Annotated in this window: 16 protein-coding genes; 4 read left to right on the forward strand and 12 right to left on the reverse strand. The window is 67.6% G+C overall.

Annotated features, from left to right (window positions below; all coding sequences use genetic code 11):
* Positions 1-50: 50 nt before the first annotated feature.
* From AC5I49_RS03410 to AC5I49_RS03420, 3 genes are all read right to left on the reverse strand, one after another.
* Entirely contained in the window at positions 51-1,028 is a 978-nt protein-coding gene (locus AC5I49_RS03410; protein ID WP_495788838.1) for a FecR domain-containing protein, read from the reverse strand.
* A 4-nt stretch (positions 1,029-1,032) separates the two neighbouring features.
* Positions 1,033-1,509 (reverse strand): sigma-70 family RNA polymerase sigma factor, encoded by a 477-nt coding sequence (locus AC5I49_RS03415; RefSeq protein WP_017405010.1) that lies wholly within the window; start codon positions 1,507-1,509, stop codon positions 1,033-1,035.
* Positions 1,510-1,666: 157 nt separating this feature from the next.
* A complete protein-coding gene (locus AC5I49_RS03420; RefSeq protein WP_047472432.1) occupies positions 1,667-2,548 on the reverse strand; it encodes an AraC family transcriptional regulator in 882 nt (293 codons plus the stop codon).
* Between the two features lie 141 nt (positions 2,549-2,689).
* Between AC5I49_RS03420 and AC5I49_RS03425 the strand changes: the two genes are divergently transcribed.
* The gene (locus AC5I49_RS03425; protein ID WP_017405012.1) at positions 2,690-3,871 is read left to right on the forward strand and encodes an MFS transporter; all 1,182 of its coding nucleotides are present in this window, start codon (positions 2,690-2,692) and stop codon (positions 3,869-3,871) included.
* Between the two features lie 83 nt (positions 3,872-3,954).
* On the opposite strand, the gene AC5I49_RS03430 is transcribed toward AC5I49_RS03425, so the two are convergent.
* Positions 3,955-4,362, reverse strand: coding sequence for a hypothetical protein (locus AC5I49_RS03430; RefSeq protein WP_016445895.1), 408 nt, complete (start codon positions 4,360-4,362; stop codon positions 3,955-3,957).
* A 162-nt stretch (positions 4,363-4,524) separates the two neighbouring features.
* Positions 4,525-5,199, reverse strand: a complete 675-nt coding sequence (lexA, locus tag AC5I49_RS03435) for a transcriptional repressor LexA (protein WP_016445896.1) — start codon at positions 5,197-5,199, stop codon at positions 4,525-4,527.
* A 98-nt stretch (positions 5,200-5,297) separates the two neighbouring features.
* Between lexA and AC5I49_RS03440 the strand changes: the two genes are divergently transcribed.
* On the forward strand, positions 5,298-6,287 hold the full coding sequence (locus tag AC5I49_RS03440; RefSeq protein WP_495788839.1) for an asparaginase: 990 nt from the start codon (positions 5,298-5,300) through the stop codon (positions 6,285-6,287).
* A 90-nt stretch (positions 6,288-6,377) separates the two neighbouring features.
* On the opposite strand, the gene adk is transcribed toward AC5I49_RS03440, so the two are convergent.
* The 6 genes from adk to AC5I49_RS03470 form a co-directional block, all read right to left on the reverse strand.
* On the reverse strand, positions 6,378-7,034 hold the full coding sequence (adk, locus tag AC5I49_RS03445; RefSeq protein ID WP_016445898.1) for an adenylate kinase: 657 nt from the start codon (positions 7,032-7,034) through the stop codon (positions 6,378-6,380).
* A gap of 256 nt (positions 7,035-7,290) precedes the next feature.
* Entirely contained in the window at positions 7,291-8,085 is a 795-nt protein-coding gene (gene kdsB, locus AC5I49_RS03450; protein ID WP_272206407.1) for a 3-deoxy-manno-octulosonate cytidylyltransferase, read from the reverse strand.
* 53 nt (positions 8,086-8,138) lie between these two features.
* Positions 8,139-8,321, reverse strand: coding sequence for a Trm112 family protein (locus AC5I49_RS03455; RefSeq protein ID WP_016445900.1), 183 nt, complete (start codon positions 8,319-8,321; stop codon positions 8,139-8,141).
* A 64-nt stretch (positions 8,322-8,385) separates the two neighbouring features.
* The gene (gene lpxK / locus AC5I49_RS03460; RefSeq protein ID WP_392416913.1) at positions 8,386-9,402 is read right to left on the reverse strand and encodes a tetraacyldisaccharide 4'-kinase; all 1,017 of its coding nucleotides are present in this window, start codon (positions 9,400-9,402) and stop codon (positions 8,386-8,388) included.
* Positions 9,403-9,415: 13 nt separating this feature from the next.
* Positions 9,416-9,841, reverse strand: coding sequence for an ExbD/TolR family protein (locus AC5I49_RS03465; protein ID WP_012205405.1), 426 nt, complete (start codon positions 9,839-9,841; stop codon positions 9,416-9,418).
* Positions 9,842-9,863: 22 nt separating this feature from the next.
* Positions 9,864-10,496 carry a MotA/TolQ/ExbB proton channel family protein gene (locus AC5I49_RS03470; protein ID WP_016445902.1) on the reverse strand — a complete coding sequence of 211 codons (633 nt, stop codon included), beginning with the start codon at positions 10,494-10,496 and terminating at the stop codon, positions 9,864-9,866.
* A 395-nt stretch (positions 10,497-10,891) separates the two neighbouring features.
* Here AC5I49_RS03470 and xseA point away from each other — a divergent pair, with 395 nt between their 5' ends.
* Positions 10,892-12,217, forward strand: a complete 1,326-nt coding sequence (xseA, locus tag AC5I49_RS03475) for an exodeoxyribonuclease VII large subunit (RefSeq protein WP_495788840.1) — start codon at positions 10,892-10,894, stop codon at positions 12,215-12,217.
* Positions 12,218-12,535: 318 nt separating this feature from the next.
* A complete protein-coding gene (locus tag AC5I49_RS03480; RefSeq protein WP_016445904.1) occupies positions 12,536-13,117 on the forward strand; it encodes a superoxide dismutase in 582 nt (193 codons plus the stop codon).
* A gap of 103 nt (positions 13,118-13,220) precedes the next feature.
* Here the strand turns inward: AC5I49_RS03480 and AC5I49_RS03485 are convergent, their stop codons facing one another.
* On the reverse strand, positions 13,221-14,765 hold the full coding sequence (locus AC5I49_RS03485) for an MFS transporter (RefSeq protein WP_495788841.1): 1,545 nt from the start codon (positions 14,763-14,765) through the stop codon (positions 13,221-13,223).
* Positions 14,766-14,768: the final 3 nt, after the last annotated feature.

The raw sequence follows: 14,768 nt of genomic DNA on the forward strand, positions 1-14,768 counted from the left end.
GGCCGTGCGGCCGCCGGCTCGCCCACTGGAACGCCTCCTCGATCGCCTACTCAATCCCCGCCAGACCGTGCCTGCACTTGCACCCAATAGCGTGTACGGGTGCTCAACTGCAAGGGGAAGCGGCTGACGAGCGCGGCCAGGGCGCGATCGGTGTCGTCCACGGGAAAGGCGCCCGAGACACGCAGGCCTGCCACCTCGGGCGTGCAGCCCAGGTAGCCGGGCCGGTAGCGGGCGAGGGCGTCGATCAGCTGGCCCAGCGGCATGTCCAGCGCGATCAGTCCGCCTTCGTGCCAGCTGGCGGCAAAGGGATCGGCAGACGCGGGTGGCTGGGCGGCGCTGGCCGAGAAGGCGGCGTGTTGCCCGGCCTGCAGCTCGGTGGGGGTGGCTTCGCTGTCCAGGGGCTGCAGGCGCACGGTCTTTTCCTGCACGTTGACATGGCACAGGCCGTCGTCCGCGACATGGACCGTGAAGCGCGTTCCCAGGGCCAGTACATGGCCTTGCGGGGTTTGCACACTGAAGGGGCGGCCCAGTGCGTCTGGCCCGGTGGCGACGAGGATGCGGCCGCGGTAAAGGCGCAGCAGGCGCTGGCGGTCGTCGAAAGCCACGTCCACGGAGGTGGCTGTATCCAGGGCCACCAGGGAGCCGTCGGGCAGCGTCAGGTCGCGGCGCTCGCCAGTGGCGGTGCGATGAGCTGCCTGCCAGTGCTCGAGCGGCGCGCCTTTGCAGGCGAGCCAGGCCGTGGCACCACTGCCCAGGCCAAGGGCCACAGCACGCACCGCAGAACGGCGATTGGGGTCGGAGCGGCGGCCCAGCGCCTGGCGCGCCAAGGGTGCGGGCAGATGCGACAGCTGTGCGGTGACGGATTGCACGCGCAGCCAGGCGCGCTGGTGGGCGGGGTCGGCCTCGTGCCAGTCCGTCCATGCCTGCTGCAGGCTTGGCGTCACCGCGGTGCCGCGCAGTTTCACGTGCCAGGCAGCGGCCTCATGCAAGGCCCGTCGGTCGTTGCTTTCCAAAGATCCCTCGCCCATGTGGCTATGCCAGGACCAGGCAGCAATGCTCCATCGCCCGGGTCAGGTAGTTGCTGACGGTGCGCAGCGACACGCCCAGGCGCTCGGCGATCTCGGGGTAGCTCAGTTCCTCGAAATGGGACAGGACGAAGGCTTCGCGCACCTTGGGTGCAAGGCCCTGGAGCATGCGGTCCACGTCGAGCAGGGTCTGCTGGACGATGGCCTGCTCCTCGGGCGAAGGCGCCAGCGACTGCGGCAGCTGTGCAAGATAGTCCAGATAGGACTGCTCCAGCGTGCGGCGGCGAAACAGGTCGGTGACCAGGCCGCGGGCGATGGTGGCCAGGTAGCGCCTGGGCTCGCGGATGTCCTGCTGCGGCACTGGCGAGCGCAGCAGGCGCACGAAGGTGTCCTGGGCCAGGTCGGCCGCATCGTCACGGTTGCCCAGGCGCTTGCGCAGCAGGCTTTCCAGCCAGGGATGGTGATTCTGGTAGAGGCTGTGCACGGAGAGGGCTTGTGCGAAAGAAGCGGGGAGGCCGGGCGTAGAAGCCGAGATGGGCAACGTGGCGGTCTCGGTTGCAAAAGATAATAAGAATGCTTATCAATTATCTTTCACGCAGGCTTTACTCCTGAGGACTGGGTATCTTTCTGTTGCATGTGCGCTACAGGGAGATGCTGGCGGAACTTCCACGCCGGCCCTGCGCCGGGCGATTGCGCTGGTAGGCGCTGGGCGGAGCGCCAAAGCTGCGCCGGAAGACGGCGGTGAAGGCGCTGGGACTGTCGTATCCATGGGAGAGCGCCACTTCCAGGACCGAGGCGCCAGCGGCCAGCCGGGGCAGGCTGAGCAGAAGACGGGCCTGGCGGCACCATGCGCCGAAGTTCATGCCGGTCTCGCGCAGGAACAGGCGTGCCAGCGTGCGGGGATGCATGTGCAGCCGCTGTGCCCAACTGGCCAGGCCGGCGTCCTGCGATGGGTCGTCCACAAAGCTGCGGCAGCAGGCGGCCAGGGCGCCATGCCGGGGCATGGGCACGTGCAAGGACAGGGCGCGGGCGCGCTCCATTTCGTCGAGGATCAACTGCATGACACGCTCCTCCCTGCCGCCCAGCGGGTAGTCCATGGGCAGCTCGATGGCCTCCAGCACGAGTTCGCGCAGCAGGGGCGTGACCTGCATCACTCGGCAGTCTTGCCACAGGCCGGGCCGCAGCCCCGGCTCCACGAACACGGTGCGCATGGCCACGGGGCCGGCGGCCATGTGGATGGCGTGCAGGGCCTGTGGTGGAACCCAGACGGCGCATCCCGGGGGGACGACCCAACTGCCCGAATCCGCGCGGATCAGCATCACTCCCTCGGTGGCATGCAGCAGCTGGCCGCGGCGGTGGGCATGCGGTGCGATGGCAGCGCCGGCCGCCATGTCTGTGGCAAAGGCCACGACCGGGCGGGCCGTGTGCTCGCCGTGCGGGGGCAATGGAGCGGCCGCAGGCACGTCATCCAGGCAAGCGCGTGTGCGGGCATGGGAAAGTGGGCCACTTTGCCGGGTTGTCATTTTCTCGACGATTGTTGTTGCTTCGTAGCAGGAATGCAGATCATGCACTTTCTACGATGACCCACTTTCAATCCGCAGGAAAGTGGCAGGTATGGAGATGATTTCCCTTTCGAGAATGACGGACGTGACAGGAGGCAGGGCATGAACCGCGCACGTCTGGGGCTGCTTACGGGCACGCATGCCATCAACGACCTCTACCAGGGACTGGTTCCTGCGCTGTTGCCCTTCATGGTGCTGGAGCGCGGCTACAGCTATACGGAAGCCAGCGGCCTGATGCTGGCGGCCACGGGCCTGTCGAGCATGGTCCAGCCGCTGTTCGGCCTGTATGCCGACCGGTCGCCACGGCCCTGGATGGTGCCGGCCGGCTTTGTGGTGGCCGCCCTGGGCCTGGCCCTGGTGGGCATGAGCCCGGACTACTGGGTCAGCTGGTTGGCTGCCGTGCTGTGCGGCCTGGGGATCGCGGCCTACCATCCGTCCGCAACGGTGGCGGCCCGCATGGCGGGCGGCGGCTCGCAGAAGGCGATGAGCGTGTTTTCGGTGGGCGGAACGGCGGGGGCATCGTTCGCTCCCATGCTGGCTGCGGCCGTGGTGGGCGCAGGCGCCTTGCACCGCAGCTGGATGCTGGCCCTGCCTGCAGCGGCCATGCTGGTGCTCTGGTATGCCTGTACCTGGCGGGATGGAGCCAAGGACCATTGCGCCACCCGGCGCCCGGCCGTGGCGCAGGGCGAATTGCCCGCCAACCACTGGCGCGCCTTCTTCCTGCTGTGCGGGGTCATCGTCTGCTGGTCGATTCCCTATGTGACGGTGCTGTCCACCCTGCCCATGTTCGTGACGCGCGAGCTGGGCGGCTCGGACTTCATGGGAGCGGCCACGCTGACCTCATTCACAGCCGCTGCGGCGGTGGGCACTTTGCTGGGGGGCACGCTTGCAGATCGCCGGGGGCGCATGCAGGCCATCCGCGCCGGCTACCTGTTGGCATTGCCTGCTCTGGCGGCCCTGGCCCTGGCCTCCACGCCATGGATGGCGCTGGCCTGCACCATGGCCCTGGGCGTGTGCATGTTTCTTCCGTTTGCCGCCCAGGTCACGCTGGCCCAGGACTATCTGCCGCGCAACCAAGCCACGGCCAGCGGGCTGACCCTGGGGCTGGCCATGTCGATAGGCGGCATGGTGGCGCCGTTGTTCGGCATGCTGTCCGATGCGCGCGGACTGCGTTTTTCGTTGAGCGTCGTGCTGTGCATTCTGTGCGTTGCCGCGGCGCAGGCGTGGTGCATGCGCAATCGGCGCAGCGAGGGGAGTGCTGCACCGGCGGCTGTCAGGGCCTGATGCGCAGCCCCTGCCGCTGGGCAAGGCAAGAGACAGGCCCGGGCTCTCGCAGACCGGGTGGACGGGTTGGTCTCAGGGCGACCTCAGGCCGGTGTCTGCGCGCCGTGCGCTTCCATGCGTTCCAGGGCGGCACAGACATCGGCCATGCGGCCCGAGATGAACAGGCATTCGGGCTGCTCCTGCGGCGAGCGCTGGATGATGCGCAGACCCGAAGGCAGGGCCTGATCTGCCGGAAGGGAGGGCAGTTCGGGTTGCAGGGGCAGCAGCAGCTGCGCATCCCTGTGTTCTGGTAGCCGTGCTGACTTGCTGCGCCGCTGCTGGCTGCGGCGGCGGGCCTTGCTGAAGGACAGGATGGTCGCCTGCTCGGATTGCACAGGCGATTCGGGCTGGATGGTGCGCATGGCGGGCTCCATGGCGGCGGCGGGCAGGCGAATGCCCTGTGCCAGGCGCAGGAAGGACAGAGAAGACAGTGTTGGCAGAGCGAATCCCATGTGACGACTCCTGTTGGCGTATTTCAAAGAGGCATGGACACAGGCAGGATTGCGGTTTGCGGGCAAAGCTCCGCCCAGGGCGAAGCTGCAAGGCTTCGCGCCTACCACCTGGGCGGTGCATGAAGTAGGGGGTGGCAACCCGTGCAGGGCTGCCTGTCCGGCTTACATGGACATGCTGTTGCGGATCAGCCCCACGGCCAGGCCTTCAATGGCAAAGGCCTCTTCGGGAGCGACGCGGATCACCGGGTAATCGGGGTTTTCCGGCAGGAGCTCCACGCCCTGCGTGGTGCGGCGCAGGCGCTTGACGGTGACTTCATCTCCCAGGCGTGCCACGACGATCTGCCCGTTGCGGGCTTCATGCGCGGACTGCACGGCAAGCAGATCGCCGTCCATGATGCCCGCGTCGCGCATGGACATGCCGCGCACGCGCAGCAGATAGTCCGGGCGGACCTGGAACAGGCTGGGTTCGACGGAATAGGTCTGGTCGATATGTTCCTGGGCGAGAATGGGCGAGCCCGCCGCAACGCGGCCCACCAGCGGCAGCATCAGCGGCGCCAGGGCCGACAGCGGCAGCCCGAAGCTGGTGCCGCGTGCGGCATTGATGTTGCGCACGGTGTCGGTACGCAGGCGAATGCCGCGGGAGGTGCCGCTGACCAGTTCGATCACGCCTTTGCGGGCCAGGGCCTGCAGGTGTTCCTCTGCTGCGTTGGCGGACTTGAAGCCCAGCGTGTTGGCGATTTCCGCGCGGGTGGGGGGCGCGCCCGTGCGGGAGATGGCGGCCTGGATCAGGTCCAGGATCTGTTGCTGGCGGGCGGTGAGCTTGGGATGGTCGAGCATGGCGTGCGTCCGGTCCTTGAATTCAGATGGCAGGCAGAGAAGTCATCTGATGATTTATACAGTATCTGTATTTTTAACCAGTTTTCCAAGAGGTGCAAGTGGGGCAGTCAAAGTTGGTGATTCTTGGCACGGGCGGCACCATCGCCGGCCGGGCGGATTCGCAGTCGCAGGCAGTGGGATACAAGGCCGGACAGATCACGGTGCAGTCGCTGCTCGATGCCGTGCCGGATCTGGAGCAGCAGGCGCTGGGGCCTGTGCAGACGCAGCAGATCGCGCAGGTGGACAGCAAGGATATGGACTGGCCCGTGTGGCGCGCGTTGCTGCGTGCCTGCACGCAGGCGCTGGAGGATGCGGACACACGCGCCGTGGTGATCACGCATGGAACGGACACGCTGGAAGAGACGGCCTGGCTGCTGCACAGCCTGCTGCCTGCCGCCAAGCCCATCGTGCTCACTTGCGCCATGCGCCCGGCCACGGCCCTGCTGGCCGACGGACCGCAGAATCTGCGCGATGCCGTGACCGTGGCCGCCAGCGGCGGGCGCAGCGGTGTGTGGGTGGTGGCCGGCGGCGAGGTGCATGCGGCGGCCCAGGTGCAAAAGGTCCAACCTTACCGACTGCAGGCCATGCGCTCCATGGAAGGTGGCCCGCAGGCCGTGGTGGAGGAAGGACGCGTGCGCTGGCTGGTGCCTGATGCGCCGGTCACGCCGGTCGCCCCCGTTGCGCGGATGGTGATTTCCGCTCCCGCGCTGTCTGATCTGCTGGCGCTGGATGAGCTGCCCTGGGTCGAGGTGGTGTTCAGCGGTGCCCTGGCGCGAGCCTGCGGCGTGGATGCGCTGGTGGCCGCAGGCGTGCGCGGCATCGTGGTGGCCGGCACGGGCAATGCGACCGTTCACGAAAGCATGGAAGCAGCCTTGCTGCGTGCGCGCGACAAAGGCGTCTGGATCTGGCGGGGCACGCGCTGCGCCGAAGGCCTGCCCGTTGCCTCGGGGCTTGGCACGGACCCCGCAGAGGCCGATCTGGTCCAACTGCCCGTGGCCAAGGCGCGGATTGCCATGATGCTGGCGCTGGCCGTGCAGCCGCGCGACTGATCCTCCGGGCGTCGCCGGCGCTTCAGATGCAGGCCGGCAACAAAAAAGCACCCGGCGGGTGCTTTTCTGGGGTCTGGCGCATGGCCTGCGTCATTCAGCCAGTGCTGCGAGGGCGCGCTGGGTGATGTCTTCCACCGAGCCCAGGCCGCTGATGGCGCGGTACTTGGGGGCTGCTGCGGCTTCCTTCTCGGCCCAGGCGCGGTAGTAGTCCACCAGCGGGCGGGTCTGGCTGCTGTAGACGTCCAGGCGCTTCTTGACCGTTTCTTCCTTGTCGTCCTCGCGCTGCACCAGCGGCTCGCCTGTCACGTCGTCCAGGCCTTCGACCTTGGGCGGGTTGAACGTGACGTGGTAGGTGCGGCCCGAAGCGGGGTGGGAGCGGCGGCCGCTCATGCGCTCGATGATGGCATCGAAGGGCACATCGATCTCGAGCACGTAGTCCAGCTTCACGCCGGCGGCCTTCATGGCGTCGGCCTGGGGAATGGTGCGGGGAAATCCGTCGAACAGGAAGCCGTTGGCGCAATCGGGCTGGGCAATGCGCTCCTTGACCAGATTGATGATCAGGTCGTCGCTGACCAGTTGGCCGGCGTCCATCACGGCCTTGGCCTGCTGGCCCAGGGGCGTGCCGGCCTTGACGGCGGCACGCAGCATGTCACCGGTGGAGATCTGGGGAATGCCGTACTTCTGGCAGATGAAAGCGGCTTGCGTGCCTTTGCCGGCGCCGGGTGCGCCCAACAAAATCAGTTTCATGGAAGTCCTTGAGGAGAGTAGAAATTCTTGTCTGCCGGATCGGCCCACCGGGGCGGACAGTCCATGCGTCATATTTTTGTCGCGGGCAAGGATAGCACGCACAGGGCCAACACTGGCTTACACGCACGGGGCAAAACTGTCGCCTGTGCAATCGCCAAAACCTGCGTTTTGCTGTCCGACAAAACCGCATGGGCGGTGTTGCTGCAAATGGCGATGCCCGGCATCGCCATTTGTGCGTTTTCAGCGGCCGGCCGATTCAGGCCGGCGGGTTGGACAGCTGGGCACGCACCCGCTCCAGATCCTCGCGCGTGTCCACGCCAGGGCCGGGTGCATGGGGTGTGACATGGACGGCGATGCGGTGGCCGTGCCACAGCGCACGCAACTGCTCCAGGGCCTCCAGTGCCTCGGTGGGTGCCTGGGAAAGCTGGGGGAAGCTGCGCAGGAAGCCGGCGCGATAGCTGTAGATGCCGATGTGGCGCAGCGGTGCGAAGCCGGGGTGGCCCAACGCTGCCGATGCCGTCTCCCACCATGCCTGGTCCGCATGCTCGCGCGCGAAGGGAATGGGCGCACGGCTGAAATAGTGGGCCATGCCCTGGGCATCGCAGACGACCTTGACCACGTTCGGGTTGACGAAGTCGGCAAGGCTGTCAATGGCATGCGCCGCCGTTCCCATGCTGGCCGAAGGTTGCCGGGGCAGCAGGGCGGCCACGGCGTCGATGAGTTCGGGGGCGATCAGCGGCTCGTCGCCCTGGACATTGACCACGATGTCATCGCCATCGAGATCCAGCAGCGCGCAGGCCTCGGCCAGTCGGTCGCTGCCGCTGGCATGGTCGTTGCGCGTGAGCACGGCCGCCACGCCATGCGCGGTACAGGCGGCGAGGATGCTTTCGTCATCAGCTGCGACCACGCACCGTGCGGCGCCGCTGCGGCTGGCGCGCTGTGCCACGCGCACGACCATGGGAAGCCCTGCAATGTCGGCCAGGGGCTTGCCCGGCAGGCGGCTGGAAGACAGGCGGGCGGGAATCAGAACCGTGAAGGGCGCGGAGGACATGGTGCGTGCAGGAGTGAGGCGAAGGCGTGGGGCGGCGCAGATGATGGGAAAAATCAGTCCTCGATCTCGTCGTCGTCCAGCGTGCGGGCCTCGGTTTCCAGCAGCACGGGAATGCCGTCGCGCACCGGGTAGGCCAGGCGCGCGCTGCGCGAGACCAGTTCCTGGTGCTCGCGGTCAAAGCGCAGCGGGCCTTTGGTGACGGGGCAGACCAGCAGTTCGAGAAGTTTGGCGTCCATGGCGGATCCTGTGTTTTGAAGGGAAAGGGCGGGCCGTGGCAGCCAGCCGAGACGGAGATGATAGTCAGGCGGGGCAGGGGCGCAGTGCCTGCAGCCGCTCATCCAGCAGCGCCCAGAAATCCGCCGGCAGCTGCAATTGCAGCGCAACCGCCCAGGCCTGGGGATGGGTGCGCCACAGCTTGACGGCATCTTTTTCGGTGCAGACCAGCGGGTCTTCGTTGCGCCCCAGGCGCTGGAAGCTCTCAAAATTATAGTGATCCGGCAGCGCCTGGACATGCTCCAGCGTCAGGCCTTGCTCGCGGGTCAGCATGGAGAAAAAGCCCTCGGGCCGGGCCACGGCGGCCACGGCCTCCACGGGTCGTCCGCGCAGGGTCGCCAGGGGAATGCGCTCACCGCGCGCATTGACGCCTTCAGCGGCCAGTTGGCGATGCATGGCAAAGGCGGGTGCATCCGTTGGCGGGCAGGTACCCGCGTGCAGCACGGCGGTGACGGGGCGCGGCCAGGGCTCGCGCAGCGGGCCGGCCGGCAGCAGCCAGCCGTTGCCGATGCCGTCGTCATTGAAGACGCACAGCTCGATGTCGCGGGCCAGGGCCAGGTGCTGCAGGCCGTCGTCGCTGATGACCACATCCACCTGCGGATGGCGGGCGCGCAGGGCCTGGACGGCCTCGATGCGCTTGCGGGCCACGAAGACCGGCACGCCGCTGGCACGCGCCAGCAGCGCGGGCTCGTCACCCACGTCGGCGGGGGCGCTGTCAGGACGGGCCTCGCGGCAGTCGTCCGTGCTGCGGCCATAGCCGCGCGAGACGATGCCGGGACTCCAGCCGCCATCGCGCAGATGGCGGGCCAGGGCGAGCGTGACGGGGGTCTTTCCGGCGCCGCCCGCAATCACGTTGCCGACGACGATGACCGGAATACCGGCCTGGCCCCCACGCCTGAAGCCCAGTGCATAAGGCAGCCGATGCAGGCCCAGCAGGGCGCGGTACAGCAGGGACAGGGGAAGGAGCGCGCAGGCCAGCGGACCGCGGCGGCGCCAGGCCGCGCGAAGCCCCCGGGCTGCGGGGGCAGGACCAGTCCGGGGCATGGCGGCCTTGCCTTCAGCGCCCGGCGCTGGCCGAGGTCTGCGTGGCGAAGGTGATCTGGGACAGTCCGGCGCGGCGCGAGGCTTCCATCACCGATACCACGGACTGGTGCGGCGCAGTGGCATCGGCGCTGATGATGACCACGCTGTCCTTGCCGGCGACGGCCGCTGCGGCCAGCGCCTGGGTCAGGCCAGTGACGCTGCGGTCTTCCACGGCGGTCTTGTTGATGGCATAGCGGCCATCGGCTGCGATGGCGACGATGATTTCGCGGGGCCGGTCGCGCTGCTGCTCGACGTCGGCCACCGGAAGGGTCAGCTGCAGCTCGGTGAACTTGCTGTAGGTGGTGGACAGCATCAGAAAGATCAGCACCACCAGCAGCACGTCGATGAACGGGATCAGGTTGATCTCGGGCTCGTCACGGCGGCGGGGACGGAAGTTCATGTCAGGTCTCTCGCGTGCTGGTTCACTTGCCGCCGACGCGGGTGAGGTGGCGCACGAACTGTTCGGAAGCCAGCTCCATGCCCAGCAGGTAGCCGTCGACGCGGGCGCGGAAGTAGCGCCAGAAGATCAGGGCCGGAATGGCGACGATCAGGCCGAAGGCCGTGTTGTACAGGGCGATGGAGATGCCGGCCGCCAGCTGGGCGGGGTTGCTGCCGCCGGTGGCCGATGCGCCGCCTTGCGAGCCGAAGATCTCGATCATGCCGATCACCGTGCCCAGCAGGCCCAGCAAAGGGGCGGCAGAGGCGATGGTGGCCAGTGCGCTCAGGTGCTTTTCCAGCGTGTGGGCGGCGGCGCGGCCGGCGCCTTCCATGGACGCGCGCAGCTCTTCCTCGCTGCTGTCCGGATGGGCCTGCAGTGCGCGCAGCCCGCTGGCCAGGACCTCGCCCAGCGTGGAGTTCTGTGCCAGTTGCTGCACGACTTCCTGACTGGGCAGGCCGCGCGAGGACACGGAAATCGCCTCGCCCAACAGGGCAGGCGGCGCAACACGGGCTGTTTTCAGCGCCACGAAGCGTTCAAAGACCAGGGCCAGAGCCAGGATGGAGCAGGCAATCAGTGGCCAGATCGGCCAGCCTGCGGCTTGTATGATCGACAGCAAGTTGTTTTCCCCCCGCGTTTAACTGCAGCCGACGATTATGGCCCAGCCATGTGGCCGGTCCAGGCGTCCCGGCTGCGCGATCGGCCTAAAACTGTGACCGGGCGCAGCATCCAGGCAACGGGCGGTGTCCCGGTTTCCGGCCTCGGGCTTGCTCATATAGCACAATTTTCTGTGGATAACTTTGTTATCAAGCTGCCTGCGCAGATGCGGCGGCGACGGCGAATGACCACTGTGACAAATGTGAATTCTTTGTTTCAGTAAAAAATCTCTTATTAATCAAATGCTTGCGAGGTATTCTTGAGATTGCTTGTGCAAATCATCGCCAAAGTGCCTCTTCAAGGCTGCATCTGCCGGCCTGTGGAGAATGTTGCACTGCATGCTGACCGGGAGCCCGCATGAGCGGTGCATTTGGCGCAATGAATCCAGCAGCGGCGCCGCTGGTCTGGGAAGTCGGCGCGCTGTGCCGCGCCGTGAGCGATGCCTTGCAGGCGCGCTTCAATCCGGTGGCGGTGCGCGGCGAGATCAGCGGCTTCTCGCGCGCGGCCAGCGGCCATTGCTACTTCAGCATCAAGGACGCCGGCGGGCAGATCCGCTGCGCCATGTTCCGGCGCGCGGCCCAGCTCATGGACTTTTCGCCGCGTGATGGCGAGCTGGTCGAGTTGCGGGGCCGGCTGGGTGTCTACGAGCAGCGCGGTGATCTGCAACTGGTCGTCGAAAGCATGCAGCGTGCAGGCCAGGGCGCACTGTTCGAGCAGTTCCTGCGGCTGAAGGCGCAGCTGGAGGCCGAAGGCCTCTTCGATGCGGCGCGCAAGCGCAGCCTGCCGCCGCTGCCGCGCGGCATTGGCGTGGTGACTTCGCCGGGGGCTGCCGCGCTGCACGACGTGATCACCGCGCTGCGCCGCCGCGTGCCCCACATCCCCGTGGTGCTGGTGCCGGCCCTGGTGCAGGGCGCGCAGGCACCGGCCTCGCTGATCGACGCGCTGCAAAGGCTTTATGGGCTGGCGCAGGAAGGCGCGGGATCGGTGGCCGGCGCGCCGCACATCGACACCATCTTGCTGGTGCGCGGCGGCGGCTCCATCGAAGACCTCTGGGCCTTCAATGACGAGCGCCTGGCCCGCACCATCGTGCAAAGCCCGGTGCCGCTGATCAGCGGCGTGGGGCACGAGACCGACTTCACCATTGCCGACTTCTGCGCCGACCTGCGCGCGCCCACGCCCACGGCGGCGGCAGAGTTGGTGAGCCAACCGCGCGACGTCTGGCTGGGTGCGCTGCAGCTCATGCAGTGCCGGCTGGAGGACGGGGTGCAACGGCTGCTGGACCGCCAGCAGCAGCGCCTTGACCTGGCGTCGCAGCGCCTGGGCCGGCCCAGCGAACAGCTGGCGCGCAGCCGGCTGCAGCTCAGCCGCCAGGCGCAGCGCCTGCGCCATGCCATGCAGTTGAGGCTGCAGCGCATGGACCACGCGGGGCAGGGCCTGCAGGCGCAGCTGCCTGCGGGCATGCGCCGCGGCCTGGACAGGCGCGCGGACCACCTGGCGCGCATGGAGCTTCGCCTGCAACTGCTGGACCCGCGCCTGGTGCTGCAGCGCGGCTATGCCCTGCTCACCGATACCGAGGGCCATCCCGTGACCGAGGCGCGCCGTGCGCCACCGGGCACGGCGCTGCAGGCGCAACTGGCGGACGGCAGCCTGGACCTGGTGGTGACGCAGCCGCGCCTGCTCTGAACTGCGGCCCGCTGTGTGCAGCGTTCGGCGTGCAGGGAGTGGCGGGCGGCAGGCGGTATCCGTGTAGGCCGATTGGCCGGATTGCGGTCAATTCACATCCACCCTCGCGGCAGCGGGCCAAGATGGCCGATTTGGAGCGCGCTTTCGCCGCAGGGTCACGAACTTGTTCCTACAATGCCCGTTCGGGTGCGTGAGGGCCAGGGCTCGCAGCAATGCGCGCAATGCAGGCCCCGCGCGACGGTCACGGCAGGCGCTGCAGGCGCTCTGCGCAACAGGTGCTGGCCCGTCCTAAAAGATTTCAACCACGAAGGAAACACCATGGAACATACCTTGCCCCCTCTGCCCTATGCGATTGACGCGCTGGCGCCCCACTACAGCCAGGAAACGCTGGAGTACCACCATGGCAAGCACCACAACGCCTATGTGGTGAACCTGAACAATCTGCAAAAGGGCACCGAATTCGAAAGCATGACCCTGGAAGAGATCGTCAAGAAGTCTTCCGGCGGCATCTACAACAACGCAGCCCAGATCTGGAACCACACCTTCTTCTGGAACTGCATGGCCCCCAACGGTGGCGGCGAGCCCACCGGCGCCCTGGCTGACGCCATCAACAAAAAGTGGGGCAGCTATGCCGCCTTCAAGGAAGCCTTCGTGAAGTCGGCCGTGGGCAACTTCGGCTCCGGCTGGACCTGGCTGGTGAAGAAGGCCGATGGCTCGGTGGACATCGTCAACACCGGCGCCGCCGGCACGCCCCTGACCACGCAAGACAAGGCCCTGCTGACCGTGGACGTCTGGGAACACGCCTACTACATCGACTACCGCAACCTGCGTCCCAAGTTCGTCGAGACCTTCCTCGACAAGCTGGTGAACTGGAAGTTTGCCGAGCAGAACTTCGCCTGATCGAAGCAGCTGCCAGCAATGTGCACGCGCAACGTGCACGCAGCGCCCAAAAAGCCCCGAAAGGGGCTTTTTTGCTTTCTGGCTGAGGCCGGGGTGCCGCCGTTCAGCGGCGCTGACCGCGCAGCCGCCACCCCGTCCACAGCGCCGTGCACACCAGCAGCAGCGTGGCGCCGGCGATCACGGCGCTGAAACCCTGGCCGAAGGCCGTGCGTGCCAGTTCGGTCAACTGGTGCGCGGCCTGAGGCCTCAGCTGTTCGGCGGCCAGCAGGGCTTCGTCCAGGCTGTCGCGCACGGAATCGGGCAGGGCCAGGCCCAGCCCCTCAGGCAGGCGCAAAGAGCCTGCGTACACGGCCGACAGCAGGCTGCCCATCAGCGTCACGCCCAGGGCGCCGCCCAGCTCGTATGACACCTCCTCGACCGAAGCCGCCATGCCTGCACGGTCTGCGGGAGCGCTTTGCATGATGGTGCTCGACGCCGTGGTCATGGCCGCGCCTATGCCCAGGCCCAGCAGGGCCAGCGCCCCCGCCTGCGGCCACCAGCCCATGTCATGGACCAGCAGGTAGCCGCCCATGCCCAGGCCCGACAGCAACAGGGAGGCCGGCAGCATGCGAGCCCCACCCAGTCGCGGCAGCCAGTGGCCTGCGACGGGGCCGGCAACAAAGGCGGCCAGCGGCAGCGGCAGCACGGCCAGGCCCGCCTGCAGCGGAGACAGGCCCTGCACCAGTTGCAGGCGCTGGCTGAAGACCAGTTCCATGCCGATCAGCGCTGCCGCAGCCACCAGGGCCGAGGCCACGGCCGTGGCAAAGGCCGGGTTGCGGAACAGGGCGAAGTCCAGCAGCGGGTCGCTGCTGCGCCGCTGGCGCCGCACGAACAGCGCGAGAAAGCCCAGGCCCAGCACCAGGGCCACGGCGGCCAGGGCCCAGTCGGGCGACTGTTTGCCGGCTTCCTTGATGGCGTAGGTGCTGCCCACCAGGCCTGCCATGACCTGCAATGAGCCGATGAAGTCCCAGGGCCGCTGCGAAGTGGCCGTGCCTGCGGGAATCAGCCAGCCGGCCAGGGGCAGGGCGAGCAGCACGATGGGCACATTGATCAGGAACACCGAGCCCCACCAGAAGTATTCGAGCAGCAGCCCGCCCACCACCGGCCCGAATGCCGCGCCGCCCGAGGCCACCGAGGCCCAGATGCCGATGGCCAGCGCGCGCTCGCGCTCATCGGCAAAGCTCAGGCGGATCAGGGACAGCGTGGCCGGCATCATCATGGCCGCGCCCACGCCCAGCAGCGCGCGCGCCGCAATCAGCAGGGTGGGCGAGGGCGCAAAGGCCGCGCACAGCGATGCCAGGCCGAACACGCACAGCCCGGCCATGAACAGCCGCTTGTGGCCGAGCCTGTCGCCCAGCGTGCCCATGCCCAGCAGCAGGCCGGAAACCACCAGGGCATAGATATTGACGATCCACAGCTTGGCGGAGGCCGTGGCCGCAAGGTCATGCGTGAGGCGCGGCAGTGCCGTGTAGAGCACCGTCATGTCGATGACGATGAGCAGCAGCGCCACCGAGACGATGGCCAGCACCAGCCAGCGGCGCGGGTCGGCCGCCAGAGATTTGGAGGGATGCCCCGCAGCGAGGACCCGGGTTTGCGTCGTGAACGCCATAAA

The sequence above is a fragment of the Delftia sp. genome, assembly GCF_059499305.1.